General features: G+C 47.3%; 22 protein-coding genes. 9 read left to right on the plus strand and 13 right to left on the minus strand.

All coding sequences use genetic code 11. From position 1 onward, the window contains the following. Positions 1–120 precede the first annotated feature (120 nt). Positions 121–969, plus strand: a complete 849-nt coding sequence (locus IE163_RS07695; RefSeq protein ID WP_189431918.1) for a BUD32 family EKC/KEOPS complex subunit — start codon at positions 121–123, stop codon at positions 967–969. Here the strand turns inward: IE163_RS07695 and tcdA are convergent. Genes tcdA through IE163_RS07730 form a run of 7 tightly spaced genes read right to left on the minus strand, consistent with a single transcriptional unit; the run spans position 919 to position 8,407 of the window. Continuing rightward, positions 919–1,734, minus strand: a complete 816-nt coding sequence (gene tcdA / locus IE163_RS07700; RefSeq protein WP_189431920.1) for a tRNA cyclic N6-threonylcarbamoyladenosine(37) synthase TcdA — start codon at positions 1,732–1,734, stop codon at positions 919–921. The genes IE163_RS07695 and tcdA overlap by 51 nt on opposite strands. A 58-nt stretch (positions 1,735–1,792) precedes the next feature. After that, a complete protein-coding gene (locus IE163_RS07705) occupies positions 1,793–2,488 on the minus strand; it encodes a pseudouridine synthase (RefSeq protein ID WP_189431922.1) in 696 nt (231 codons plus the stop codon). Beyond that, positions 2,481–3,233: a 3-deoxy-manno-octulosonate cytidylyltransferase gene (gene kdsB, locus IE163_RS07710; protein WP_189431925.1), complete on the minus strand. Its 753-nt coding sequence runs from the start codon at positions 3,231–3,233 to the stop codon at positions 2,481–2,483. Before kdsB ends, IE163_RS07705 begins: the two co-directional genes overlap by 8 nt. Further along, a complete protein-coding gene (locus IE163_RS07715) occupies positions 3,221–3,418 on the minus strand; it encodes a Trm112 family protein (protein ID WP_189431927.1) in 198 nt (65 codons plus the stop codon). The genes kdsB and IE163_RS07715 overlap by 13 nt, the downstream gene beginning before the upstream one ends. Continuing rightward, positions 3,408–4,391, minus strand: coding sequence for a tetraacyldisaccharide 4'-kinase (lpxK, locus tag IE163_RS07720; protein ID WP_189431929.1), 984 nt, complete (start codon positions 4,389–4,391; stop codon positions 3,408–3,410). The genes IE163_RS07715 and lpxK overlap by 11 nt, the downstream gene beginning before the upstream one ends. Further along, positions 4,388–6,139 carry a lipid A export permease/ATP-binding protein MsbA gene (msbA, locus tag IE163_RS07725; RefSeq protein ID WP_189431931.1) on the minus strand — a complete coding sequence of 584 codons (1,752 nt, stop codon included), beginning with the start codon at positions 6,137–6,139 and terminating at the stop codon, positions 4,388–4,390. Before msbA ends, lpxK begins: the two co-directional genes overlap by 4 nt. Before the next feature lie 60 nt (positions 6,140–6,199). Then, positions 6,200–8,407, minus strand: coding sequence for a ComEC/Rec2 family competence protein (locus IE163_RS07730; RefSeq protein ID WP_189431933.1), 2,208 nt, complete (start codon positions 8,405–8,407; stop codon positions 6,200–6,202). A gap of 64 nt (positions 8,408–8,471) precedes the next feature. Between IE163_RS07730 and IE163_RS07735 the strand changes: the two genes are divergently transcribed. Continuing rightward, positions 8,472–9,008, plus strand: coding sequence for a DUF2062 domain-containing protein (locus IE163_RS07735; RefSeq protein ID WP_189431935.1), 537 nt, complete (start codon positions 8,472–8,474; stop codon positions 9,006–9,008). Here the strand turns inward: IE163_RS07735 and IE163_RS07740 are convergent. Genes IE163_RS07740 through IE163_RS07750 form a run of 3 tightly spaced genes read right to left on the minus strand, consistent with a single transcriptional unit; the run spans position 8,999 to position 12,184 of the window. Then, positions 8,999–10,237, minus strand: coding sequence for a lipoprotein-releasing ABC transporter permease subunit (locus tag IE163_RS07740; protein WP_189431937.1), 1,239 nt, complete (start codon positions 10,235–10,237; stop codon positions 8,999–9,001). The two genes, IE163_RS07735 and IE163_RS07740, sit on opposite strands and share 10 nt — an antisense overlap. Then, positions 10,234–10,914: a lipoprotein-releasing ABC transporter ATP-binding protein LolD gene (gene lolD, locus IE163_RS07745; RefSeq protein WP_189431939.1), complete on the minus strand. Its 681-nt coding sequence runs from the start codon at positions 10,912–10,914 to the stop codon at positions 10,234–10,236. Before lolD ends, IE163_RS07740 begins: the two co-directional genes overlap by 4 nt. Next, entirely contained in the window at positions 10,907–12,184 is a 1,278-nt protein-coding gene (locus IE163_RS07750; RefSeq protein ID WP_229833483.1) for a lipoprotein-releasing ABC transporter permease subunit, read from the minus strand. Before IE163_RS07750 ends, lolD begins: the two co-directional genes overlap by 8 nt. A 30-nt stretch (positions 12,185–12,214) precedes the next feature. On the opposite strand from IE163_RS07750, the gene IE163_RS07755 reads away from it, so the two are divergent. From IE163_RS07755 to IE163_RS07780, 6 genes are all read left to right on the plus strand, one after another. Next, the gene (locus IE163_RS07755) at positions 12,215–12,793 is read left to right on the plus strand and encodes a PilZ domain-containing protein (RefSeq protein WP_189431941.1); all 579 of its coding nucleotides are present in this window, start codon (positions 12,215–12,217) and stop codon (positions 12,791–12,793) included. A 57-nt stretch (positions 12,794–12,850) separates the two neighbouring features. Further along, positions 12,851–16,327, plus strand: a complete 3,477-nt coding sequence (gene mfd / locus IE163_RS07760; protein WP_189431942.1) for a transcription-repair coupling factor — start codon at positions 12,851–12,853, stop codon at positions 16,325–16,327. Then, a complete protein-coding gene (locus IE163_RS07765) occupies positions 16,327–17,382 on the plus strand; it encodes a CsiV family protein (protein ID WP_189431945.1) in 1,056 nt (351 codons plus the stop codon). Before mfd ends, IE163_RS07765 begins: the two co-directional genes overlap by 1 nt. A 65-nt stretch (positions 17,383–17,447) precedes the next feature. Next, positions 17,448–17,942 carry a DUF3087 family protein gene (locus IE163_RS07770; RefSeq protein ID WP_229833484.1) on the plus strand — a complete coding sequence of 165 codons (495 nt, stop codon included), beginning with the start codon at positions 17,448–17,450 and terminating at the stop codon, positions 17,940–17,942. A 26-nt stretch (positions 17,943–17,968) separates the two neighbouring features. Further along, positions 17,969–18,904 carry a ribosome biogenesis GTPase YlqF gene (ylqF, locus tag IE163_RS07775; RefSeq protein WP_189431948.1) on the plus strand — a complete coding sequence of 312 codons (936 nt, stop codon included), beginning with the start codon at positions 17,969–17,971 and terminating at the stop codon, positions 18,902–18,904. Between the two features lie 117 nt (positions 18,905–19,021). After that, complete coding sequence (locus IE163_RS07780; protein WP_189431950.1) at positions 19,022–19,534, plus strand: DUF1993 domain-containing protein; 513 nt, start codon at positions 19,022–19,024, stop codon at positions 19,532–19,534. Positions 19,535–19,584: 50 nt separating this feature from the next. On the opposite strand, the gene ahr is transcribed toward IE163_RS07780, so the two are convergent. Continuing rightward, positions 19,585–20,586, minus strand: coding sequence for an NADPH-dependent aldehyde reductase Ahr (gene ahr / locus IE163_RS07785; protein WP_229833485.1), 1,002 nt, complete (start codon positions 20,584–20,586; stop codon positions 19,585–19,587). Between the two features lie 181 nt (positions 20,587–20,767). Here ahr and rimO point away from each other — a divergent pair, with 181 nt between their 5' ends. Further along, a complete protein-coding gene (gene rimO / locus IE163_RS07790) occupies positions 20,768–22,168 on the plus strand; it encodes a 30S ribosomal protein S12 methylthiotransferase RimO (protein ID WP_189431954.1) in 1,401 nt (466 codons plus the stop codon). Here the strand turns inward: rimO and IE163_RS07795 are convergent. Both IE163_RS07795 and IE163_RS07800 read right to left on the minus strand, forming a co-directional pair. Continuing rightward, positions 22,165–23,718: a secretin GspD/PilQ domain-containing protein gene (locus IE163_RS07795; protein ID WP_189431956.1), complete on the minus strand. Its 1,554-nt coding sequence runs from the start codon at positions 23,716–23,718 to the stop codon at positions 22,165–22,167. The genes rimO and IE163_RS07795 overlap by 4 nt on opposite strands. Further along, on the minus strand, positions 23,715–24,917 hold the full coding sequence (locus IE163_RS07800; protein WP_229833486.1) for a hypothetical protein: 1,203 nt from the start codon (positions 24,915–24,917) through the stop codon (positions 23,715–23,717). Before IE163_RS07800 ends, IE163_RS07795 begins: the two co-directional genes overlap by 4 nt. Positions 24,918–25,326: the final 409 nt, after the last annotated feature.

Below are 25,326 nucleotides of genomic sequence, written 5' to 3' on the forward strand. Positions count from 1 at the left end.
AATTCAGCCATTATTCAGCTATCAATTTGGTATACTTACGAAAAATATTTTATTCAAGATCACGAACTGATGGCAAACCTCCTCAGTCCTCGCCCGAGCTTGAGCAAACAGGTTGCCAAAATGACGGATCAGACTTTAGCAAACTATATCGATAGCCTTAGGAGCATTCGACAAGAACGCTCCTTTTCTATTCTATGGCAGGATAATAAGGTTTGGGTAAAGCAGCAAGAACACGCAGCGCCAAAATGGTTGCAACTAGCCAGCCATGCTATTGCAGCCTTGAGTAGCAACCCTTTGTATTTTCCAAGTGCAGAGTCTGGCGCACCGCTAGAGCGTGAAGCTGTGCGTTTAAAGTTAATGCATGTTAAAGGCTTCCGGGTGCCAGAAGTGTTGTTAGCTACACCAAATTATTTGGTATTGTCTGATGTTGGCCCATCGTTAAAATACTGGTTAACCAAATCGACTATTTCTGTTAATGAACGGCGCCATATACTATTAGAGGCTGCTGCGGCACTTGCCCAATTGCATCAAAATCGCTATTGGCATGGTCGCCCTGCTCTGCGTGATCTGTGCTGGGATGGCAAGCAAATTGGCTTTATTGATTTTGAAGAAGATCCGCATCAAATGCTCAGTATCGACCAATGTATGGTACGAGACTTATTAATTTTTGTGCATGGGTTATACCGCTATTTGCCGACAACTGATCCATTAATTGTGGAAGTCATTAACGAGTATCGTCGACTCGCACCAGAACGCGTCTGGCGCGAGGGCATAAAAACCGTCGAGCAGATGTGGCTCATTTACCCTGTATTAGAGCTGAGCCATAACCTATTGGGAAAAGATGGCAAGCAAGCTGTCATGGCGCTGCGGCAACTAAGACAATATCAAAGCCGTAGCAAGCGCAGCAAGCTACCATGGTTACTGATCAGCGCGGCCCTGGCTTATGCCCTTGCTGACCAGTTTGACTAACAAACGTGATACGGCTGCCAGCCCAAAGCTGGCCGTAACCACCGTTGTTGCACCGAAGCCACCACTGCAATCTAACCGCATAGCCCCAGTGTTTTCATCGGTTTTTGCGGGTTTTTGCTGACACACTGAACCGTCTGCTTGCGGGTAACGCAATTGTTCGGTCGAAAAGACACAATCAATACCAAAACGACGCTTCGGATTACGGCTGAAATTATGATCCCGCCGCAGCATATTGCGCACTTTTGCCAATAAAGGATCATTAAACGCCAGCGTTAAATCAGCCAATTGAATTTGGGTAGGATCAAGCTGACCACCAGCGCCTCCGGTAGTAATTATCGGAATTTTATTCCTCTTACACCAGGCAATCAGTGCAACTTTTGCTTTAACAGAATCAATCGCATCCAGCACATAATCTACTTTACCGCTTAATAGCTCAACAAGATTATCAGGCGCAATAAAATCGGCGATCTGATTAATCTTACATTCTGGATTAATTTGCAGGATACGCTCTGCCATTACCGCCACTTTATCTTCGCCTACTGTATTGGTTAACGCATGTAACTGACGGTTGATATTGCTAACGCACACATCATCCAGATCAATTAAGGTGAGTTCACCGATACCTGAGCGCGCTAAAGCCTCAGCAGCCCAACTACCGACACCACCAATACCAATAACAACAACATGCGATTGCCGAAATTTTTCAAGTGCAACCGCACCATAAAGACGGCTAATTCCGGCAAAACGGGTGTAATAATCTGACATAAAAATCCTGCTTACTACTTTTAAGCTAAAGATAAACATTAAACAGCATGCGATACTATTATAAGGTGAATAACGGCGGTTTTGGCCAAGGGTACTGCCAGGGCGCTAACCAGGAGTCGGGTAGACCATGTTCGATTAAACTCGCGAACGCAATACCGCTATCCGGTAATACACTAAACTGATAACGTACGCCGCCGTATTCCAGCGCTAAGGCGTAGGCATGTAAATAAACGCGATCACTGCTAGTTGCACCATACAGCACATCCCCTGCAATAGACGCCCCCTGGCTTTTTAATGCCACCCGCAATTGGTGAGTTTTGCCCGTATAAGGTCGCAACAAAAAAGCTCTAAAAGGCAAATCCTGATAACCTTGGCTAACAAAATAAGTAATAGCAGGCTGCTGTAGTAACGTAGTCAAGCGCCAGGCACCCCGCCGGGCGGGTTGCATGTCACCTTTTACCCAGCCCTGCTTTTTCAGTGGTTTTTGTTCGCTTAACGCCAAATAAAACTTTTCAATCTGCCTTTGACTAAATTGCCGAGTTAATTCAGCCGCCGCATTACTGCTGCGCGCCAGCATAATTAAGCCAGAGGTGACTTTATCCAAACGATGCACTGCATAAAGCTTTTCACCAAATTGCTGCTCAGCAAGTACCACTAAGCCTGGGCCATCTTCAGAGTGAAAACTTAGGCCAGCCGGTTTATTAAGCACTATAAAATCAGGTGTTTGCGCAACTAATTGCAGAGGCTTAAACATAGTGTTTGGCAAAGGCAATGGCTTTAACAAGATCTGCAGGTGTGTCAACGCCCACTGCCGGGATTTGCAACGCCGTAGCAACATGAATAGCTTCACCCTGCCATAAGACCCGTAGCTGCTCCAATGCCTCTATTTGCTCCAGCATTGACGTAGGCCAACGCACATAATCCAAAATAAAACCAGCGCGATAAGCATATAAACCAATGTGCCGCCGATAATGCTCAGCGATATTACCGCTAAAATTGCTGTCGCGGTCAAAAGGAATGGCTGAGCGGCTGAAATACAGGGCATAACCATGCTTGTCGGTAACCACCTTCACGACATTGGGATTATTCACTTCAGCCAGTTCAGTAAGTGGCACGGCCAGTGTAGCCATTCGTGCTTTTTGCTGAGCGGCCAAATTTGCTGCTACCTGCCCTATAATCGCCGGGGGGATAAAGGGCTCATCACCTTGCACATTCACCACTATTGTCTCTGGTGTTAACCCAAGTTTGGTGACCACTTCAGCCAAGCGTTCGGTACCCGAATTATGGCTCGCAGCGGTCATACAAACTTCACCACCAAAACGGTTAACCTCTGCAGCAACTCTTTCATCATCGGTAGCCACTAATACCCGCGCAGCACCACTTTGACTAGCTTGACGGTAGACCCTTTCAATCATGGTTAAACCGGCAATATCCGCCAGCGGTTTACCTGGTAAGCGGCTACTGGCATAGCGTGCGGGAATAACAACTATGAACGCCATTGCTCACACTCTTCAGACGTTAATGGCGTCGCCTCATCAGCTAATAACACCGGAATATTGTTGCTTAAACGGTAGGCAAACTTATCAAAAGTACAGATCAGTCTGTCGCCTTGTTTGTCATACTTTAACTTACCCTTACAAACCGGGCAGGCCAAGATATCCGTCAGCGCCGCGTTAATAGCCATATTGACTCCGTAATAAATTCAGTTTTTCGGTTAGTTTACTAATTAGTGCTGACTCTGGTTGCGCTTGTACCGCCAGATAGTACCAGCCAGCTTGCGCGAAACTACGGCATTTTACCGCATCTTTCTCAGTCATTAATAGCGGCGTTGTTAAACCGTTAAAATCAGCTTGGCTAAAGGGGTGATGATCCGCTAAAAAACGGCGTTGCTTAATTTGGTAACCCGCTGCCAGCACTGAGCGTTCAAAACGTTGTGGATTGCCAATACCGGCAATAATGTCAACTGTCGCCCCCTCGGGGAGCCGTTGCTCGGGCAATGTCAAAGGCACTAGTCGTTCTGCCTGCACTGTCATAACGCCATCAGCAAGTTCATGCTGACCACTATTGGCGATGACCAAGTCCACGTGCTTTAAGCGCGCAGGTAGCTCACGTAAAGGCCCTGTGGGCAATAACCAACCATTCCCCAGACCACGCTGGCCATCAATTAACACAATTTCTATATCACGCTGCAAAGCGTAATGCTGTAAACCATCATCAGAGATAATCAAATTTACCTGTGGGCACTGCTGTAGCAAATATCGGGCTGCCTCTACCCGGTTTGGACTCACCACCACCGGACAGCCAGAGCGCTCGGCTAAAAGCAAAGGCTCATCCCCAACCTCTAGCGCACTATGCTGCGCACTAACCAGCACCGGAGCAGCGATCTTAACGCCATAACCGCGACTAATGATCCCCGGGGTAAAACCCTGCTGACGTAAAAATTGACAAAACCATAGGGTAAAGGGTGTTTTGCCGGTGCCGCCAACACTAATGTTACCGACCACCACTACCGGTACCGGTAAACGATAAGAGGCTTTTAACTTAAAACGAAACAAGCTTAGACGTACAGTAGCAAGCAGCCAAAACAACACGCTAAATGGTGCTAACAAGTAACACCACCAGCGTTTTTCATACCAGCCGCGTTCCAACACGGTCATTTGTCACTGCCAAATTGTAATTTATGTAACGAAGCGTAAGCGCCATCACGCGCGAGTAACTCAGCATGGGTGCCCTGCTCTAAGATCTTACCCTGATCCATGACAATAATGCTGTCGGCATTTTCAATCGTCGATAACCGATGGGCAATAACAATACTAGTACGACCTTTCAACAGCACATCTAAAGCAGCCTGAATTTTACGCTCAGACTCGGTATCAAGCGCCGATGTTGCCTCATCCAAAATTAATACCGGCGCCTGGCGCAACAATGCTCGGGCAATGGCAATGCGTTGTCGCTGCCCACCAGATAAACTCACGCCATTTTCACCAATTTGCGTGTCTAGCCCCTCGGGCATTTTATTGGCGAACTCCATAACATGCGCTTTCTCCGCTACGTCAAGCAATAGCTCCCGGCTTACCTTTTCGGCCATACCGTAACAAATATTATTGGCAATGGTATCGTTAAACAACATCACATGCTGCGAGACCACAGCAATTTGCTGCCGTAATGATGACCGGGTATAACTTTGAATATTTTGGCCATCCAGTAAAATTTGCCCCTGCTCAACCTCGTAAAAACGCGGTAACAAACTGGAAATCGTCGTTTTACCGCTACCTGAGCGACCAACTAAAGCCACCGTTTGGCCTGCTGGCACCGTAAAGCTAATATCACTCAGTACGCGCTGGCTATGCCCCGGATAGTGAAAGCTCACATGTTCAAAGCTGATATTACCTTTAGCGGTTTTAAGCTCCAACCTACCTGTCTCTTGCTCTGCAGCTTCATCCAACACTTTAAAAATACTAGCGGCCGCCGCTAAACCACGCTGAAACTCACTGTTGACGGTAGTTAGCTGCTTTAACGGTTTAAGTAGCATTACCATAGAGGTTACTATGGCAGAAAAGATCCCTGCGGTTAACGTATCCAGCATTTCTGGCTGGCTTGCCATATACACTACAAAAGCCAAGGCAAAAGACGCGATTAACTGGATTACACCAGAGCTGATAGCTGAGGTAGAGTCCATTTTCACGCCTTGTAAACGGGTTTGATTATTGACCTCAGCAAAACGCTCATCTTCAATTTTTTGCCCACCAAAAGACAAAATAACTTTATGCCCGTTCAGCATTTGTTCCGAAGCGGTGGTTACGCCTCCCATCGCGTGTTGAATTTTATGACTGAGTTGCCGAAAACGTTTCGATACAAAGCTCACAATCAGCGCGATAATAGGCGCTATCAAAAAGAAAATTAATGATAGCTGCCAGCTATACCAAAACATCACAACAATAAGACCAACAACCAAAGCACCATCACGTACTAAGACGATTAAGGCTTTAGTCAGTGATTGCTTAATTTGCTCGGCATCATAAGTAATTTTTGAGATGAGTTCGCCAGTAGAGTGTTTATCGTGAAAGCTCACCGGCAAGCGCATCATATGGCCAAATAACTGCTGACGCATATCTTTAACGATCTGATTTCCAACCCAACTAATACAATATGTCGCGGTAAAATGAAAAATACCCCGCATAACGAACATGATAATGACGATAAGTGGCGCCAGTTTCAAAAAGTCGGTATCTTTTTCCTGAATACCCCGGTCAATAAAAGGTTGTACCGAAGCAATAAAACCAGCATCTATCGCTGAATAGCCCACCATGCCTAAAATAGCAGCAACAAAACCTAAGCGATAAGGTTTTAAATAAGAGAGTAAGCGGCGGTAAACTGCCACTGAAGTGTTGTTATCTGTCTGCAAAATATCAACCTTTTTAGTAATTATGCGCCCTATTCTAACGTGTTGTTGTCAAGGTTTCAGCTATTCTGCTGGCTTTTCTAACCAGCGTAACCGCCATTGTTGCCTTTGTGCGATAATTTGCAGCTTATCTTCGCTAAAATGCAGGGTTAATGCGCCATTTTTGCCCGAATGGTAAAGTGGTATGCCTAACAGTGTGATACGTTGTTGCACCGCAGCTAAAGGGTAGCGATAAGCACCTTGCTCACTAGCCGAAAGTAATAACAGCCCCGGTGATAGTTGTTGTAGCCAGGCCAGTGAATTTGCACTGGGACGACCATAATCCGCCAATAGGTAAAGATCGCTTTGCAAGCTGGGATATCGCTGTATTAATCGCTGCTCTTGCCAGATTGTGAGCCGTCCGGGTAACAGTAAACGCCATCCTGCAAACTCTGCACTGACTACACAAGGATCGGCAACAGTTAGTGCCCAGTGCTGTAACCCAGCATTCGCATAATCGGTAACGAGTTTATGGCAAGGGTAACTCCCTGATAATATTGGTGTGGCACTGTAAAAGCGTACCTCTGGATAATGCTGCTGCAACAACGCTAGCGCAGGTTGCATCTCCCGCTCTAAATGAGGGAGCAGCACCAGATCTAAATGTCGCCAACGTTGATAACGTAATTGTGGTAATACCCGATGCTGAATAACACCTTCCATTTGTGAGGTTGCGGCGTCTAAGTATAACCAATTAAGCTGATTATGCCGCGCCAGCAATACCGTACTTTGCCCTGTGTCTAATAAGATAAGTTGTGGTGAAGTGGGTCGTGGCGCCATTAATGCCAGCACTATCGTAGCCAACAGCAAAATTTTCGGCGACCAAGGTAAACGCAGTACCAAAAATATAAGTAAAGCGCCAGCAAGTAACAAAGCCGCAGCGCTGCCTAAGCTTGGCACACTCCACCAAACAGCTTGTTCAGCACACCACTCTAACCAGTACCAAAGTGGTAAAAATGCCCAATCAGTCAACTGCCATAACAGTTGCGCGTAAGGCAAGGCGAGTAAACTCCAACATAGTGTAAAAAGTAACAGCGGTATCGCCAACAAACTACACCAGCTAACAAAAAGCAGATTAGACAGTACAGCCAGAGCACTGATGCCACCAAAAAATGCCAAACCAATTAGCGACATAACCATCGTCAGGATACAATGAAAGACGACAAAATAAACCAACTTGGCACTACCTTCTTTGGCAACGGCGGGCAACCACCACACTAAAAAGAAAATGACGGCCACGGCTAATACCGATAGCCAAAAGCTAAAACTCAGCATCCAAAAGGGGTTTAACAATAAAAGCGATGCAACTAACAATTGCCACGCATAACGTCCGCTCAGGGGTTTTAACAAAAGACGACTAGCAACTACCAGCAATAAAGCCGCGGCAGCTCTAAGTGTTGGAATAGCAAACCCAGCCAGCCAGGCATAACAAATCGCGGCGCTCAAAGCGATTAATAGTTGCGCTGCTGAACCTGTTAGATTTTGCGGCGACTTAAAAAAACGACTTTTTAACCCTAAGCCCGCTAAAAAATATCCCCAGCCAAACACCAAACCGATGTGTAAACCTGAGATGGTTAGAATATGCCCAAGCCCACTGTATTGCACACCGCGCCAAAGATCGCTGCTAAACTGTCGCTCTCCAACCGTTAACGCTAATAACAAAGGCGCTGTTTGCAGCTCAGCAGTCCACAGCGTTAATCGCGCAATCAGCTGATGCCTTGTTGATGGTGCTGCTTTAAGCAAAATAGCCGGCTGCTGTGGTCTAACATAACCCTCGGCGATAATCGATTGCAGTAACGCCTGAATGTCTTGTTGTCTGCCTCCGGGGTTACTGTGGCTTCTGATCGGCCGTAACTGAATATACAGACGCCATTGCTGTCCCACGGCAATCTCAGGTGCATTACGCCAACGTAGCTTGAGTTGATAGCCCTTGGCGACACCTTGCTGTATGATGGCAGTAACTTCAATGTCACCGGCTTCCAGTGCACGCCAGTTGGCTATCCTTACTTGCATCGCGTCAGGCAGAGTATTTGGGCTAGCGAGCAAGCTTGGATTTGGATTAAGCCCCAGCACACTGCTCTGTGCTATAAGGTAAGCTTGTAATTGCCAGTGCCAGCAGCAAAGCAAGGCGAAGACGCCCGCCAGCAAAGACTGACGACAAAGCAAGCTAAGCAAAAAAGCACTTAGAAAAATAATTTTAAAAAAGACTGGCAGCGCCGGCAAAAATAAAGACAATAGGCAACCAGCTAAGACACCTGTGCAAAACCTTTGCATATTACTATTTCGTTAATAGGTTGTAATGCCAAAGAAGACTATTAAGAAATATTTACCATCTCCAGAAAAAATCAAGCAGATGCGTATACTCAATCTGTTTGGCACTATGCTACACGATGGTAATTTATGGCACTTAAATCGCCGCTCTGCACGCGGCGCCTTTGCTGTCGGACTTTTTTGGGCTTGGATGCCTTTACCTTTTCAGATGGTATTTTCTGCGGTGATGGCCATCCCATTAAGAGTAAATTTACCGTTGTCGGTCGCACTGGTCTGGATCTCTAACCCGTTAACCATGCCCGTTATGTTGTACTTAAGCTATTTAATTGGCACCGTGGTGCTAAAAGCGCCACCAGAACCATTTGCATTTGAAGCAAGCTTTGCCTGGTTGATCCACAGCATGCAAACCATCGGTAAACCCCTTATTACCGGTTGTTTATTGATGGGAATTACTGCCAGCATTATTGGTTATTTTGCCATAGATTGGCTCTGGCGTTTTTCCGTCAGAAAAGAAAAGCTGGCGCGCTTTCTGAAGTATAAACAGCGCCGCGACGATCAGCGCTGACCCAATACCCGCGCGGGATCGACTCTGCTGGCCCGCAATGCTGGATACAGAGTTGATACCAAACTCAGACTAAGCGCTAACGCTACAGTAACGATAACATCCTGCCACACTAATAAAGACGGTAAGAAGTCAATAAAATAAATGCTGGGATCAAGCAAAGACTTACCCAACAGCCTGGTCGAAAATGCAAAAATCGGTTCGATAAAGGTTGCCAGCAGCACACCAACAGTAGCGCCAACCACAGTTCCAACTAAACCATTTAACCAACCCAGCAGCATAAAGGTTTTAACCAGCGCGGCAGGCTGCATACCCATGGTTAACAAAATCGCGATGTCTGACTCTTTCTCGCGCACCGCCATCACTAAGGTTGCGACAATATTAAAACAGGCTACCGCTATAACCAGCGCCAAGACCAGATATAAAATGGCTCGTACCATTTGGATATCTTGATAAACATGGCCCTGGCTGCCAAACCAATCGCGCATATAGACATAATCATCCAACAAGGGGCCAAGGATTCTGGCCATAGCTGGTGCCGCAAAAATATCGTCCAGCCGAAAGGCTAACCCCTGCACCGTACCTGGTGACATATCCAGATAGCTTGCCAGCGCATCAATATCCATCCAGGCCTGACTGTAGTCTAATTGTCCCCCTAGATTAACAATACCGGTCACAGTAAGCACCCGATTAGAATAACTGGCTAAGCGGCCATCGTCAGTAAAACGTGGCAACATTAACTGCACGCTATCACCCACCTCTAACGCTAACGCGGTGGCGACGCCACTCCCCAATACCAGCTGATCGGCTGCCAGTTTTGTCACGCTGCCGCTTTGCAGATAGCGTTCAAAATCACTGATCTGGCGTTCATAATCCAGCGCAATGCCACGTAGTTGGATCGCTTTGACATTACTGCCGCGGCGCAGCATACCATTGGCTTTGATATAGGGGGCACCAGCGGTAACGCCCTCTACGCTGGTCAAGGTCGTTATTTTGGATTGCCAATCTGCGAGTTTGTTCTCAACGGCATCCAACTCCACATGCGGGATCACCGACAACAACCGCTGTTTTAATGCTAGTTCAAACCCATTCATCACGGATAAGGCTAAAATCAAAATAGCCACCCCTAAACCAATTCCCAAGGTGGAAGACGCTGAAATAAAGCGAATAAAACCGCTGGTATGCCGGGCTGAACGATAACGCCGGGCCAGCTGCCACGCCAGTCCTTTCATAGAGTAGGCTCCAAGCGGCCGTCTGTCATGGCATACTGCTTATCCAGACGCGCGGCCAGTGTCCGATCATGGGTCACCACCACAAAGCTAGTGGCAAGCTCACGATTAAGTTCGCGCAATAACTGGTATATTGACTCCGCCGTATGCTGATCCAAATTACCCGTGGGCTCATCAGCCAACACCAAAGCAGGTTTAGTCACCAATGCTCTGGCAATAGCAACGCGTTGCCTCTCACCACCACTTAGCTCAGAGGGTTTATGGCTAAGCCGATGTGCAAGCCCAACACGTGTTAATAAATCAGCAGCTTGCTGATTGGCAGCCTTCGAACTAATACCTTGAATTAACAACGGCATGGCAACGTTCTCGCTGGCGGTGAAATCCATTAACAGGTGGTGAAACTGATAAATAAATCCCAGTTTCCGGTTTCTCAGCGCTGCCTTGGCATTATTCGTTAAACGCGCGATCTGCTGACCGGCGATAAACACCTCACCACTGTCAGGTGCATCTAAAGTACCTAAAATATGCAGCAACGTACTTTTACCTGAGCCTGAACTCCCTACTATCGCTACCATTTGGCCGGCAGCGACCTGCAAATTGACATCTTGCAATACCTGAGTGACCTGCTGACCATCTCGATAGCTTTTACAAATTTGACGGGCTTCCAACACATTATTCATCACGCAACACTTCCGCAGGATTGATTTTAACGGCTCGCCACGCCGGATAAACAACGGCCAATAAGGTAAGACCTATGGCGCTTACAAAAATACTAAAAATTTGTGGCAAGTTCATCAGTACCGGCAGCTCGATACCGCCGGCTACCTGCATACCGGTCAATGCTAATAGATTATTCAGCTGCCAACTGCCCAATATTCCGGCAATCACACCAAACACTGCACCGATGACACCATTCAATAACCCTTGAATAGCAAACACCAAAAATAGCGCCCGGTCTGTCATCCCCTGCGTTTTTAAAATCGCGACTTCCGCTTGTTTTTCGGTAACCATCATCACCAAGGCCGAAACAATATTAAAGGCCGCAACAGCGACAATAAGCAGCAGCATTAACCACATCATGGCTTTTTCCATCGCCACCGCAGCAAACAGCTTACCATGGCTTTGTCGCCAATCCTGCACCTGGCTAATATTGGGCATGCTTGCAACCTGCGTACCCAATAACGGCGCCTGAAAAGGCTCCTGCAAACTGACTCGCCAGGCGGTTTTACGCTCACGCTCGGGTAATAAACGAGCGAGATCCTGTTGTGCAGTGACCACAATTAATTCATCAACCTCGGAACCGGTATCAATAATACCGGCCACGGTAAAGAGCCGTTGCCGTGGCATCCAACCCAGCGGGCTATAACTGCCACCTTGTGCTAGCATCACTCGGATCTGTTGTCCAACATAGACTTCCAGCTGCTGCGCTAAGCCCCGGCCTAACATGACGCTATAACGCTGTTCACTAAGCGTTTGCCAGTTCCCCAAGACTAAAGACTGCTGTAAAAATTGCGGTAAATGCTCAGGCTCTAACCCCTGTAACATCACGGCGGTAAGTTGCCGCGATGATTGCACCAATGCCTCGGTTTGCAAAAATGGGGTGATGTCTTGCACCCCCGCCTGTTTGCGTAACTGCGCTTGCCAATCGGCATTTTCGGTTTCGGTGTGCACCACTAAATGGGGGATCACCCCTAGTATGCGTTTTTTCAATTCAGCCTCAAAGCCATTCATTACCGAGCTAACAATGGTTAAAGCCATTACCCCCAATAAGATACCCGCTACTGAAAAGAGCGTCATAAAAGAGATAAAGGCATTGCCTTTGCGGCTTTGGCTATATCGTAAGCCAATGAATAGACTGACTGGCAGGTGCATGTTAATTTTCAGGACTTTACCCAGGTTAGATGATAAATTAGCGTCAAAGTGGTGCCGATAATAGTGATTATTCGGCACAATAACAAGCGGCAGCCGGGGAGATCGCCCATGCACTCTGAACTGGACCAATTAACAACAGACTTTCAGCAGTATTTTAAAGTTGAACACGCTATTGTCATTAATATCGTGCCCAAAGACGGCCCTTTGCCTGATGAAGCCACGTTTCTGGCTGCTATCCCCGAGCCATTTTTGCTGGCCGGTAATATTGGCCAGCTTAATTTAAATGCCTTGCGTTCACTGCAACGTTTGGGCGAATTAGCAGAAGAGTTGGCCAATTATTTACAACAACAGGCTAAGAAGCTCGATTTGCTCTTACATTATGTGTTGCAGCAGCAAGATACCGTAGCACACCGCTTTTTTACCAAAAGCTATGGTGGCGCAGGTTTAAGCTTTGCAAGCGAAAGCCCCTTTACACCTTTACAAGTAGTTGAAGTAAAACTTTTTTTAGCCGAAAATGCCGGCGCCGTATACTGCTATGGTCAGATCTTAAGCTGTGAGCCCGCCGACAATGGTTACTTGGTTAATGTGGTATTTCAGCAAATCAGAGAAGAAGATCGCGAATTATTGGTACGCGCCAGTTTGCAGCAGCAAGCCCGGCAGTTAAAATTAAAAGCCGAACAGCGCTGAACCATAAATAATGCTTGGCTGTAACAGGCTCTTTTGGATACAGGTTTAAACATTTTGATGAGCGTTTTCCCAACAATACCGCAATTAACTCGTACTAGTGATCAACAAGCCTGGGGGCAATTAAGCGGCGCCGCCCTGCCTCTGGCTATCGCCAGCTTTGTCGCACAGCATCAAGGCGTAGCGGTATTAATAGTGCAAGATACGCCAGCCGCCATGCGCTTGGAGCAAGAGCTGGCCGTATTTCTGGATACCAAAAGCTGCCCATTACTGACCTTGCCCGATTGGGAGACCCTACCCTACGATGTGTTTTCGCCCCATCAGGATATTATTTCCCAGCGTCTAACCACGCTTTATCAACTACCCCGCTTACAAAAAGCGCTGGTGATAGTGCCTGTAAGTACCCTGCTGTTAAAAATTGCCGGGCGGGAACATTTAGAGCAGCATAGCTTTCTTATCGAACAACAACAAAAAACCGACTTAACCGCCCTAAAGCAACAGCTAACGGCGGTTGGCTATCGCCATGTGGAACAGGTAATGGAGCATGGCGAGTTTTCGGTTCGCGGCTCCTTATTGGATCTTTATCCGATGGGCGCTCAGCAACCCTATCGTATTGATTTTTTTGATGATGAAGTTGATGCTATTCGCACCTTTGACCCAGACACTCAGCGCAGTCTGGAAAAAGTACCGCAGATAGCCTTGCTACCGGCGCATGAATTCCCTACCGATAAAGACGCTATAGAACGCTTTCGGCTGCGTTATCGTGAGCGCTTTGCTGCCCGTAATGAAAAAGAATCGCTATACCAGCAAGTAACTCAGGGTATTTTACCTGCGGGTATTGAGTATTATTTGCCGCTGTTTGCGCAAAGCACCAGTAGTTTTTTCCACTATTTACCGGCCGATAGCCAATTATTAATTTGTGGCGATATTGAGCACAGTGCTAACCAATTCTGGTTGGAGCTACGCCGCCGCTACCAAGACCGCGCTATTGATTTACTGCGGCCCATCTTAGCGCCACAAGAACTCTATTTAGCCACCGATGAATTATTCTCAGAGCTAAAAGCCTACCCCAGACTAAAACTAAGCCGCGCCAGCTTGCCGGAAAAAGCCGGCCAGCAGAATGCCCCCGTTAGCGATCTGCCCGATTTAAACATTAATCATCAGCTGAAAAACCCGCTGGAGTCCTTGCTTAATTTTATTACTTCGCTAAAAAAGCAGCGGGGCCGCGCGTTATTTTTTGTCGAAAGTGAAGGCCGCCGCGAGAGTTTACTGCAGCTATTACATAAATCTGCGGTGCACCTGCCACAAACCGGCAGCCTGCAACAGTTCCTGGCGGGTAGCGAAGATTTAGCGGTAATGGTGGGAGCCTTAGATCAAGGCACCCTGATCAGCGGCACCAGCCCGCTGGCCTTAATCAGCGAAAACGAGTTATTTGGCCAAAAGATCAGCCAGCGCCGCCGGCGCAAGCAAAGCCAGCAAATCTCCTCAGATACCATAATCCGTAATCTGGCTGAGCTCAGTATTGGCCAGCCAGTGGTGCATTTACAACATGGTATAGGCCGCTATCAAGGCTTACAGGTGCTGGATGCTGCAGGCATCAGCGCAGAGTTTGTTACCATAGAATACGCCGGTAGCAGTAAGCTTTATGTGCCGGTATCCTCGTTACACCTGTTAAGCCGCTATTCTGGCAGTGATGCCGATCATGCACCACTGCATAAACTCGGTAATGATACCTGGGAAAAAGCCAGGCGCAAAGCCGCCGAAAAAGTGCGGGATGTGGCAGCAGAATTGCTGGATGTCTACGCCCAGCGCGCCGCCCATCAGGGCTATGCTTTTAAGCTCGACCCAGAACAATATGCCGCCTTTGCCGATAGCTTTCCGTTTGAAGAAACCCCGGATCAGCTCGACGCCATTAATGCGGTATTAAATGATATGCAGCAGCCTCAACCGATGGATCGTTTGGTTTGTGGTGATGTAGGATTTGGTAAAACCGAAGTGGCGATGCGGGCCGCCTTTGTTGCGGTGAATGATGGTAAACAAGTGGCGCTGCTGGTCCCTACTACGCTGTTGGCGCAACAACATTTTGAGAACTTTAAAGATCGCTTTGCCAACTGGCCGGTGCGGGTTGAAGTGCTATCGCGTTTTGTGAATGCCAAAGAGCAAAAAGCCATTTTAGAAGATGTGACCAATGGTAAAGTCGATATTCTGATTGGCACCCATAAACTGTTACAAGACGATATTAAGCTGCATGATTTAGGCTTACTTATTGTCGATGAAGAACACCGCTTTGGCGTGCGGCAAAAAGAAAAGATCAAAGCGCTGCGCGCCAATATTGATATTCTGACCCTTACAGCTACCCCGATCCCCCGCACCTTGAATATGTCTATGTCGGGCATGCGCGATCTCTCTATCATTGCCACGCCTCCAGCGCGCCGTCTGGCGGTAAAAACCTTTGTGCGCGAATATGAAAATGGCTTGTTACGCGAAGCCATAATGCGGGAAATTTTGCGCGGTGGTCAGGTCTACTTTTTACACAATGATGTTGCCAGTATTGAGAAAATGGCCGCTGACTTGCTAGAGCTTATCCCGGAAGCTAATATTGCGATTGCGCATGGCCAGCTGCGCGAGCGTGAGCTGGAACAAATTATGGCTGAGTTTTATCACCAGCGGTATAACCTGCTGCTTTGTTCCACCATTATTGAAACGGGTATCGATGTCCCTACCGCCAATACCATTATTATTAACCGCGCCGACAAATTTGGTTTAGCCCAGCTACACCAGTTACGAGGCCGGGTGGGTCGCTCACATCATCAGGCCTATGCCTATTTACTGACGCCGCCGCCGAAACGCCTGACGAAAGATGCAGAAAAACGACTGGAAGCCATCGCCAGCTTAGAAGATTTAGGCGCCGGTTTTGCCCTAGCCACGCACGATTTGGAAATTCGTGGTGCCGGCGAGCTATTGGGCGATGAGCAAAGCGGTCAGATTGAATCGGTAGGTTTTAGCCTCTATATGGAGATGCTGGAAGAAGCGGTACAGGCCTTAAAAGCCGGGCGGGAGCCAAGCTTGGATGCTATGCTAAGCCAGCAAACCGAAGTGGATTTAAAACTACCGGCACTATTTCCGGATACCTATATTCCTGATGTTAATTTGCGGCTATCTTTTTATAAGAAACTGGCCAGTGCTAAAAACGAACTGGAGCTGGATGAAGTTCAGGTCGAGTTAATTGATCGTTTCGGATTATTACCCGATGCAGCGAAAAATTTGGTGGCTGTGGCACAGTTAAAATTGCACGCGCAGCAACTGGGTATTAAACGGATAGAAGCCAATAGCAAAGGTGGTGTGGTAGAATTTGCCGAAAGAACAAAAGTTAACCCAAGCTATATTATTACGCTGATCCAAACGCAATCTCGGGTATTTAAACTTGAAGGCGGCCAAAAACTGCGTTTTACCATCGCAGCGGTCGATCACAAAGAGCGGCTAAGCTTGATTACGCAGATGCTGGCCGACTTTGCCAAACATAAGGTAGGAAATTGATGAAAGCTCGGCTCTTGCTCACCGGCTGCCTGTTATTTAATTCTTTGCTGTTACAAGCCAACGAACGCTGGTTTGAAATTGAAATGATTATTTTTGAACGCACTCCAGAGGGCCAATTGCAAGAGCAGTTTCCAGAGCAAGTCACCCCTATTCGACTAGGTAGAAATATCGATTTAGTGACACCTCGGATTAACCCAACCATCTCACCATTGGTACTGAGTTTGGATAGCTGCCATCCGCCAGCGGTTAACACCGCAGCAACCAGCTCCTTTATCGAAAATTGGCGCGCGCCGACACAGCTGCTTTGTCATCAGGAAACACAGCCGTTGGCCTGGCAAAGACAAAACCTGTTCCCGGAGTTTTTGTTGAATACGCAAGGACCTTGGCCAACCCGAATCGCTGCCCGTTTAAACGGCAGCGGTGTCTATCAGGCCGGGCCTTATTTAGCCGAAAATGAAGCCTTTATGCTTAGTGAGGTGGCGGATCGACTGCGACGGCAACGACAAAATCAGATCTTGTTACATACCGTTTGGCGCCAGGCACCGGTAACCGAGCGCAGAGCGATTCCAAGTCGCTGGTTTGCTGGTGAAAATTTTAGCCAACGCTTTGACTATTGGGGTCAGCCTAAGCTTGCGGCAACAGTAACGCCAGCACCTTTGGCGCTTAGCAGTGCTGCTTTACCAACCGAAAGCATAACGGATTTACTGGAGCAAATAGAGAGTCGCCGTCAACAACTGGCTGCAGGTGTTACGCTGGATCAGCCCAGTACCGCGGCTAATGAAAACAGTCTCAGCCAGAATCAGGCAAATTTGCCCACCGAAGTGTGGCAACTTGATGGCTTGTTTAAACTACATCTGGATCACTATCTGTTTGTGAATACTGATTTTAACTTACGCCGGTTAGTCGGTGATAAATTACAGAGTATTAATGTTAAACAAAGCCGCCGAGTGATCAGCGGTGAAGTGCACTATTTGGACCATCCTAAGCTTGGCATAGTGCTGCAAATTCGTCGTTTTAGCCCAACAGCAGAGCCTATAACTGACACGGCTGAATAACTACCTGAACTTTGTAGCGATAAATACTTTTAAACCGGATTTAATAACGCAGTATGCAACTAAAAATGATAGACAAAACTCTTTACCGGCAACGGCTAAATCGCATCACTGTGGCCAGTATACTCGCCCTAATTATTGTAAGCCTCAGCAGCTCAACCCTGCTGATAGCGCTGCTGTCTGATGGTACTGGCTCAAATTTTTGGCTAAATTTTAGCGGTGTGGCTATGGGTTGTTTGATCGTAGGCTATACGCTAAAGCGCTTAAAACAGCATCCCTACTTTAGTGAGGTGGCCTATATTTGGGATCTAAAGCATGAATTAAATTTAATTCAACGTAAGCGAAAAGCCATTGATGCTGCAGCAGCACAAAATGATATTAACGCGCTAATCATTCAGGCATTCAGTTTTAAAGCCTCTAAGCTGGTGTGGCAGTTAGACGATAACACTTTGATGATGTCAGAACTGACGATTGCTGACAATAAATTACAACAACAGATTGCAGCTGCCGGGTTAACCCTAGACGCGACAGACTATGAGCGCGACTTATTGGCGCGCTTTTAAAGCCTATTTATTTCCAAGGAAAATCCATGTCAATTAACTGGTTTCCGGGCCATATGCACAAAGCCCGCAAAGAAATCGCCGAAGTCATGCCGCAGGTTGATATTATTATCGAAATGCTGGATGCCCGCATCCCCTTTTCCAGTGAAAACCCACTGGTACCGCAACTGCGCAAAGATACCCCTTGCATTAAGGTACTAAATAAAGCCGACTTAGCTGATCCCGAGCTAACAGCACGCTGGGTGGCACATTTTGAACAACAAGCTGGGGTAAAAGCTATCCCGATTAGCCAGCAAAATCCAGAACAAATCCGTGCGTTATTGCAACTGTGTAATGAGATGCTACCAGAGCGCAATTTAGAGATCCGCGCAGCGCGTGCCATGATTATGGGGATCCCGAACGTTGGCAAATCTACGCTAATTAATACCTTAGCGGGACGTACTATCGCTAAAACAGGAAACGAAGCCGGCGTGACTAAAGCGCAGCAGCGGATTAAACTGGATAACAATGTTATTTTAACTGACACCCCCGGGTTCTTATGGCCCAAGCTAAGCCCTGCGTCCTGTGCTTACCGATTAGCCGTTACCGGCGCGATTAAAGATACCGTGTTTGAATATGCAGATATTGCGATGTTTGCCGCCGACTATTTACTGCAAGCATACCCGCACGCCCTGCAAACACGTTTTAATCTGGAAGAACTCCCCGAAAACGACGTCGCCTTGTTGGATGCCATTGGGGTAAGGCGCGGTTGTATGCGGAAAGGTGGCGTAGTTGACTTAGAAAAAGCCGGTACTATCTTGATTACTGAGTTACGCGCTGGCAATTTAGGCCCTATTACTCTGGAAACCCCCGAAATGGTCAGTCAGGAGCTGATTGATGCCAAAGCGGAAGAAGCCGCAAAATCGGCAGATAAAGCAGCACGAGAACTGGAACGTAAGCGCAAAGCTCAAAGAAAGTACCGCTAAGTTAGATGCAGCGTAAGCTGGTTACGGCAGTTATATTTTAGTACTGCTATTGTGAAACCAGCGTGGCTGCCCCAACTATGTTGCAATAAGTCATTAACTAACCTAGAGGGTTACTCCATGTTTTACGATCTTACCGTAGTGCAATTTAGCAAAATGCTACAAAATCTCAGTGCCATCCTGAATAAAGGTGCCACCTTTGCTGAGAGTAAAAAAATTGATGTTGCGGTGTTACTCAACGCCCGTTTAGCCCCCGATCAATTTCCGCTGATCCGTCAGGTACAAATTGCCTGCGACACGGCAAAATTGGGCGTGGCCCGCCTAACGGGCAAAACGGACAGTGCCCCTAAGCATGCTGATGATGAAACCACGCTAGAGCAGTTAACCCAGCGCATTAACGACACCTTGGCTTACCTAGCCAGTTTTAGCGAAGCGGATTTTGCCAACGCCGCCAGCCAGAAAGTCAGCCAGCCACGCTGGGACGGTAAGTATTTAACCGGTGAAGAGTTTTTAATTCAGCACGTTTTACCGAATCTTTATTTCCACATCACCACAAGCTACGCCATTTTGCGCCACAACGGCGTCGATGTCGGTAAAAAAGATTACTTAGGTGCCATGCCTTACAAAGTCTGACCGCCAAAGCAAAACGCCGGGCATTGCCCGGCATTTTGTATTGCTGCGGCTTAGTGCTCCAATACAATCCGATAACGGGCTTTGCCGCTTTTTAAATGCGCCAAGGCTTCATTGATCTGGGAAAACTTAAAGGTTTCGACCACCGGCTTAATATTATGCTGTAACGCAAATTCCAGCATTTTTGCTATCGTCGCCGGGCTACCCACCGGCGAGCCCGACACACTGCGCTGCGCCATAATCAGGCCAAACACACCAATATTTAATGGCTCCAAAGTGGCACCGACAAAATGCAGCCTACCCTTCGGCTTTAGGGTCGACAGATATAAATTCCAATCGAGCGTCACATTAACGGTAGAGATAATAAAATCAAAACGGCCAACGGCCTGCTCAATCTGTGCCGCATTGCGGGAATTGATACAATGATGCGCACCCAGCGCTTTAGCTTCGGCGGCTTTACTGTCGCTGGAGGTAAAGGCCGTCACCTCACAGCCCCAGGCCCGTAAAAACTGTAAACCCAGATGTCCCAAACCACCAATGCCAATCACTGCCACTTTATCGGTCGGTTTAACATCAAATTGCACCATAGGGTTAAATACGGTAATACCACCACAAAACAGTGGCCCGGCGGTTTTTGCATCCATACCCTCTGGCAGCGGCACAACGGCACTGGCGTTGGCCCGCACTTTGTCGGCAAAACCACCATGATGCCCGACTATGGTACCCTGGGCACTGGCGCATAAATTTTGATCGCCACTGCCACAGGTACTACACACCTGACAATAGCCTGAATGCCAGCCCAGCCCCACCACCTGCCCGGTTTTAAGATGGCTGACGGCCGAACCCACAGCTGCAATCCGTCCCACCACTTCATGACCAGCCACCAGCGGATAGGCCGACATACCCCATTCGTTATCCAACATCGACACATCTGAGTGGCAAATACCACAATAATCCACTGCTATCTCAACTTCATCAGGGCCAAGTGCCCCTGCGTCATATTGCCAGGGGACCAGTTTGCCCCCGGCGTCCATGGCAGCATAAGCCTTTATCATAGTCACTCCTGTTGTTTTGTATTTGTATACGCTATACCACTAACAGTATTGACCAGATCCGTCAGTGTGTAGTGAAATATTTGTCATTGCTTGTTTTTCGACCAACAACACCTGTTTCTTCCGGCGCTTTCAGGTATAATCCGCCGACTTTTTTCAGGCTGCACCCATTTTAAGAGACACTATGACTGCACAAACCTTTGATCCAAGCCAGACTACGACTCTGGATACCGCCGCTAAAACACTAGCTGAGCGAGCCACTGTTGCCAGCAAAGGCAATACTATCGGCTTTGTGTCCTTGGGCTGCCCGAAAAACCTGGTAGACTCTGAGCGGATCCTAACGCAGCTTAAAGCCGAAGGTTATAATATCGTACCAAGCTACGATGATGCCGAGCTGGTCATTGTCAATACCTGTGGCTTTATCGATTCGGCGGTGCAAGAATCGCTGGAGACTATTGGCGAAGCCCTGGCTGAAAATGGCAAGGTCATTGTCACTGGTTGCTTAGGTGCCCGCGAAGATGAAATTCGTGAAGTACATCCGAATGTGCTGGGCATCACCGGCCCACATAGCTACGAGAATGTGCTGAAGCAAGTGCATGAGTTTGTGCCAAAACCTAAGTACGATCCCTTCACCATGCTGGTGCCCGATCATGGTGTGAAGTTAACACCAAAACATTATGCCTATTTGAAAATCTCCGAAGGCTGCAATCACCGCTGCACCTTCTGTATTATCCCGTCGATGCGTGGCGATTTAGTCAGCCGTCCAGTAGGTGAGGTCCTTGACGAAGCTCAGCGCTTAAAAAATGCTGGCGTGAAAGAGCTATTGATTATTTCTCAAGACACTAGCGCCTATGGTGTAGATGTAAAACACCGCACCGGCTTTTGGAATGGTCAGCCTGTGAAAACCTCGATGCAGTCGTTATGTGAAGCCTTAGGGGAAATGGGCATTTGGGTAAGACTGCATTACGTGTACCCCTACCCGCACGTCGATGACATTATTCCCTTGATGGCTGAAGGTAAGATACTGCCGTATTTAGATATCCCCTTTCAACATGCCAGCCCACGTATTTTAAAGCTGATGAAACGGCCAGGTCAGGCCGATCGCGTGCTAGAGCGGATTAAAAAATGGCGGGAGATTTGCCCAGAATTAACCATTCGCTCAACCTTTATTGTTGGCTTCCCCGGTGAAACCGAAGAAGATTTCCAAATGTTATTGGATTGGCTACAAGAAGCCCAGCTTGATCGCGTTGGTTGCTTTAAATACAGCCCGGTGGAAGGCGCTAAAGCCAATGAATTAGCGGATCCAGTACCTGCAGAGGTTATGGAAGAGCGCTATCATCGCTTTATGCAAACCCAGCAAGCCATCAGTACCGCGCGGTTGCAGGCAAAAATTGGCAAAACCATCAAAGTGCTAATTGACGAAGTAGACGACGAAGGCGCTATTGGCCGCAGCTTTGCCGATGCACCGGAAATTGATGGCGCTGTCTACTTAAACGGCTTAACCGATGTTAAGCCTGGTGATATTATCAACGCGGTGATCGAGGAAGCCGATGAATATGACTTATGGGCGGTAATAAGCGCTTAGGGTGATAAGCGCTTTAAGAAGCTAATGGCATCAACCGCAATATCAGGCGCAGAGTGAATGGCTTTGCGTCGCTGAAATGCCTCGTTTAACGTTACTGAAACGCCTTTATCTTGCATCACAGATATAATGCGTTCTTCTCTATTGCGTCGAAAAACTTCAGGCTCAGATAATACACCGAGAATAATGGTTTCAGACATAATCTGATTGTTATCCGAGCGCCCAAAAGCGCCTCCTAACAGCGGCGTTCTGCGCAGTCCACTCTGGCCACTTTCACTAAAGCTATGGGTGCCTGAAGCAATAGTGCCAAGTACCACCGGTTGACCATACGGAAAGGTACCGGTGATAGCATAAGTATCTTTTGCAACATCAAGTACCTGCGCATTGCCCGAAGGAGACAACCCTCTAACATTACTGTACTCGAATTTTAGTGCCAACTTAACGTAATTAGGTGTAGCCAGCTCTGGTATTAAATTTAAAGTAGTGCCTGTTTCAGCGGTAAACTGCTGGGCATAACCCGTCGCGTTATAAAGAATTGTCAAATTGGCCCCTTCAGTAATTTGTGACTCATTACCAATCGACGTCATAATAGAGGGGGCTGCACTCACCTGTATGCTACTTTTAGTAAGTTGGGGGGTTACGCGCAGGGCATACTGGATAGCGGGTATCGACAGTTCAACTTGGTTTAACAAACTGTCAGATCTATCACCATTGTCGCGGCGAAACTCTTTATTGGTGCCAGCACTAAGTTGAAACGTAAGGTTTTCAAAAAAGTCGGTACCGCGACTAGTATCATCGGTACTAAAACGCCTTACAAAATAAACGTTAGTAACAATATTTAGATTGCGGCAAATTTCTTGCTGTGTTGCTAGATCAGAGAGCGAGGATGCAGATTCATTACTATCTGTATTATTACCGCTGTCACTACTATTACCTTGGCACAGTAACGAGGAAGAAACCCCGGCGTCCGCCGTATAATTAGCAATACGCTCCATTGGTCCGTTATAATCCTGCACATTATAAAGTTGCCTAACAAAGCGAGAAGCCTCGTCATCGTCTTGAATTAAGGCTGCTTGCATGGCATCGTGCAGCGCTCGCGCAACCCTCTCATCGCCATGTTGCAGCGCAGCGATAGCACTATAAGCCCAATAGCGACTTCGATCATCAATCAACGCCGCGTTAAGAAAAGCGACCTGCGCATCGGGGAAATTTCCAAGGCGCATAGATGCAACGCCAAGCCCAATAAAAGCCGGCGCATAGTCACGTGAAAAGCGAGCCGCGCTGGAAAAGGCCGCTCTGGCGAAAGTATCGCTATTAGCTGCCAGCGTACTCTCCTGCAAAAACTGCATGCCATAATAATAATGCTTACGCCAATCGTGCCCTAAATTCTGCTGCAGCGACACTGCTTGATCTCGTGCCGGTGTGCCACCGCAACCTGCCAGTATAAAGCTAGTACAAAGCGCTAAAAACAAGCGACTAGAAGATGCAGATTCAGTTGTAAATAACGAGAAAAGCGGCGCAAAGCGCCGCCGAAAAGAGGCTTTTATAATCATGAACAACTATTCTTCCAATGCGATGCTTTATCAAGTAATTCAGAATGAACACCAAGCAAACTTAGCAGCCGTTTAGCCAGTTTTGACTGCAAATCTTGCATTTTCTTTTCTTTCATATCTGATACCTTGGCAAGATAGCCAAAGGGTGCAGGAACATCTTTGGAGCCCAATGCAATAGAGTGGGTATCACTGTGGTAACGAAATTTACCTTGGGCGTGAACCGTCAAACTGTTATCAGTAAAATTATCTAACTTGATACAAAGCTCTACGCTGGCGCTGCCCAAACTGATTGCTGGAGGTAAACATTGATAATCATCCCGTTTGGTATCTCCCATTATCTTTTGAAACAAATTGAGCTTGGTCCAATTATCATCCGACCATTTAAAATAGCTGTTATAAGAGAGGTTAATGCCATTAACCTGACCTAATAGAATGGTTTGATCTGATCCTTTAACATCCACTGTACTTGGATAAGTTGGGTACATCCGCAAATCTACTTTCATTTGCACGGTACGTTTATACTGGTTAGCAAAAGTCTTTTTATCCTGTACATGTAGATGAAAAATAGGATAGCCATTTTGGCGAATATCATTAAGTTTCTGCCTGGCATCTTGCAGTTCTGCCAACACGTGCACAACCTTACAGGCTTCACGCTTAGTGTCACGATAGGTTGTTTGGGTAGCGCTGCTTGCTTGATTTAAATAAGCGCCTAACGCAGCATCTTCCGTATTCTGATCACACCGTAGCTGGGCTAAATCTAATTTAGTGTTGCTTTCTTTAGCAGCAGCCTCTGCTAACTGTACAGCATTAGCCATGCTAATGGTTACTTGAGGCGGCATCTTGGTCTGCACTTGCCCCTCGCTCATCACGCCGCTGTTCTTTGACAGATCGTAGGCCTGATTAGTTAACGCTGAAGCCTGACTGGCATTCTTGTTTAGCGCTTCAAAAGCATCGTAGATTTTTTTTGAATAATTACTAGAGGTCGTGGCAGAAAAATCCTGCTGCCCTCCTTTTGCTTCATTCGATACCGATGATTGCAGCTTCGGAATATGGCTATTAACATCATTTAATGCCGCTGCACAGTCAGCAGCCTGGGCACCGGAAGCCACAGTAAAACTAAAAAGCGCTGCGCTAAGCAGAGTGATTTTGGGAACAGGAAATGCACTACAGGCTTTCTGTTGACTAACAGAAGCTGACATTTTACTTGTACCAACCAAATTAAGGGGGGGATTTTTCATGGTGAGGCCTCGTTGTGCGCATGATGCGCCGGTCATGACTAACGCTATACTTTTGAACACAGCCTTAGTTGAGTAATTGGCGAAGCCTAGAGCAGATAGGATTTGTCAACTTCCTTAGTATAGTCTTATGCTCAGATTTTTAGCAAGCAGAGTGCTTTGCATGCAAGCGCAGCAGCCTTATAGATAGCGAACTGATAGATAAGCGATTCTTTCCTTCGACTTCTTGCTAGTGCTTACTCGCTGCCATTCACTAAAACGGCTTTTATTACAGATAAAGTACGACTAACCAGGGATATCCTGGCGACCATCCGCCAGTAATTATGAGAATAGTGCCAGAGCCTTAATTCTGATAACACTCAGTCTTTTGCAG

It is taken from the genome of Alishewanella longhuensis (assembly GCF_014653435.1).
Lineage (GTDB): Bacteria > Pseudomonadota > Gammaproteobacteria > Enterobacterales > Alteromonadaceae > Alishewanella > Alishewanella longhuensis.

Coding starts and splice junctions, on each gene's coding strand:
- IE163_RS07695 (WP_189431918.1), top strand. CDS start 121: ATGACGGATCAGACTTTAGCAAACTATATCGATAGCCTTAGGAGCATT.
- tcdA (WP_189431920.1), bottom strand. CDS start 1,734: ATGTCAGATTATTACACCCGTTTTGCCGGAATTAGCCGTCTTTATGGT.
- IE163_RS07705 (WP_189431922.1), bottom strand. CDS start 2,488: ATGTTTAAGCCTCTGCAATTAGTTGCGCAAACACCTGATTTTATAGTG.
- kdsB (WP_189431925.1), bottom strand. CDS start 3,233: ATGGCGTTCATAGTTGTTATTCCCGCACGCTATGCCAGTAGCCGCTTA.
- IE163_RS07715 (WP_189431927.1), bottom strand. CDS start 3,418: ATGGCTATTAACGCGGCGCTGACGGATATCTTGGCCTGCCCGGTTTGT.
- lpxK (WP_189431929.1), bottom strand. CDS start 4,391: ATGACCGTGTTGGAACGCGGCTGGTATGAAAAACGCTGGTGGTGTTAC.
- IE163_RS07735 (WP_189431935.1), top strand. CDS start 8,472: ATGCCAAAGAAGACTATTAAGAAATATTTACCATCTCCAGAAAAAATC.
- IE163_RS07740 (WP_189431937.1), bottom strand. CDS start 10,237: ATGAAAGGACTGGCGTGGCAGCTGGCCCGGCGTTATCGTTCAGCCCGG.
- lolD (WP_189431939.1), bottom strand. CDS start 10,914: ATGAATAATGTGTTGGAAGCCCGTCAAATTTGTAAAAGCTATCGAGAT.
- IE163_RS07755 (WP_189431941.1), top strand. CDS start 12,215: ATGCACTCTGAACTGGACCAATTAACAACAGACTTTCAGCAGTATTTT.
- mfd (WP_189431942.1), top strand. CDS start 12,851: ATGAGCGTTTTCCCAACAATACCGCAATTAACTCGTACTAGTGATCAA.
- IE163_RS07765 (WP_189431945.1), top strand. CDS start 16,327: ATGAAAGCTCGGCTCTTGCTCACCGGCTGCCTGTTATTTAATTCTTTG.
- IE163_RS07770 (WP_229833484.1), top strand. CDS start 17,448: ATGATAGACAAAACTCTTTACCGGCAACGGCTAAATCGCATCACTGTG.
- ylqF (WP_189431948.1), top strand. CDS start 17,969: ATGTCAATTAACTGGTTTCCGGGCCATATGCACAAAGCCCGCAAAGAA.
- IE163_RS07780 (WP_189431950.1), top strand. CDS start 19,022: ATGTTTTACGATCTTACCGTAGTGCAATTTAGCAAAATGCTACAAAAT.
- ahr (WP_229833485.1), bottom strand. CDS start 20,586: ATGATAAAGGCTTATGCTGCCATGGACGCCGGGGGCAAACTGGTCCCC.
- rimO (WP_189431954.1), top strand. CDS start 20,768: ATGACTGCACAAACCTTTGATCCAAGCCAGACTACGACTCTGGATACC.
- IE163_RS07795 (WP_189431956.1), bottom strand. CDS start 23,718: ATGATTATAAAAGCCTCTTTTCGGCGGCGCTTTGCGCCGCTTTTCTCG.
- IE163_RS07800 (WP_229833486.1), bottom strand. CDS start 24,917: ATGTCAGCTTCTGTTAGTCAACAGAAAGCCTGTAGTGCATTTCCTGTT.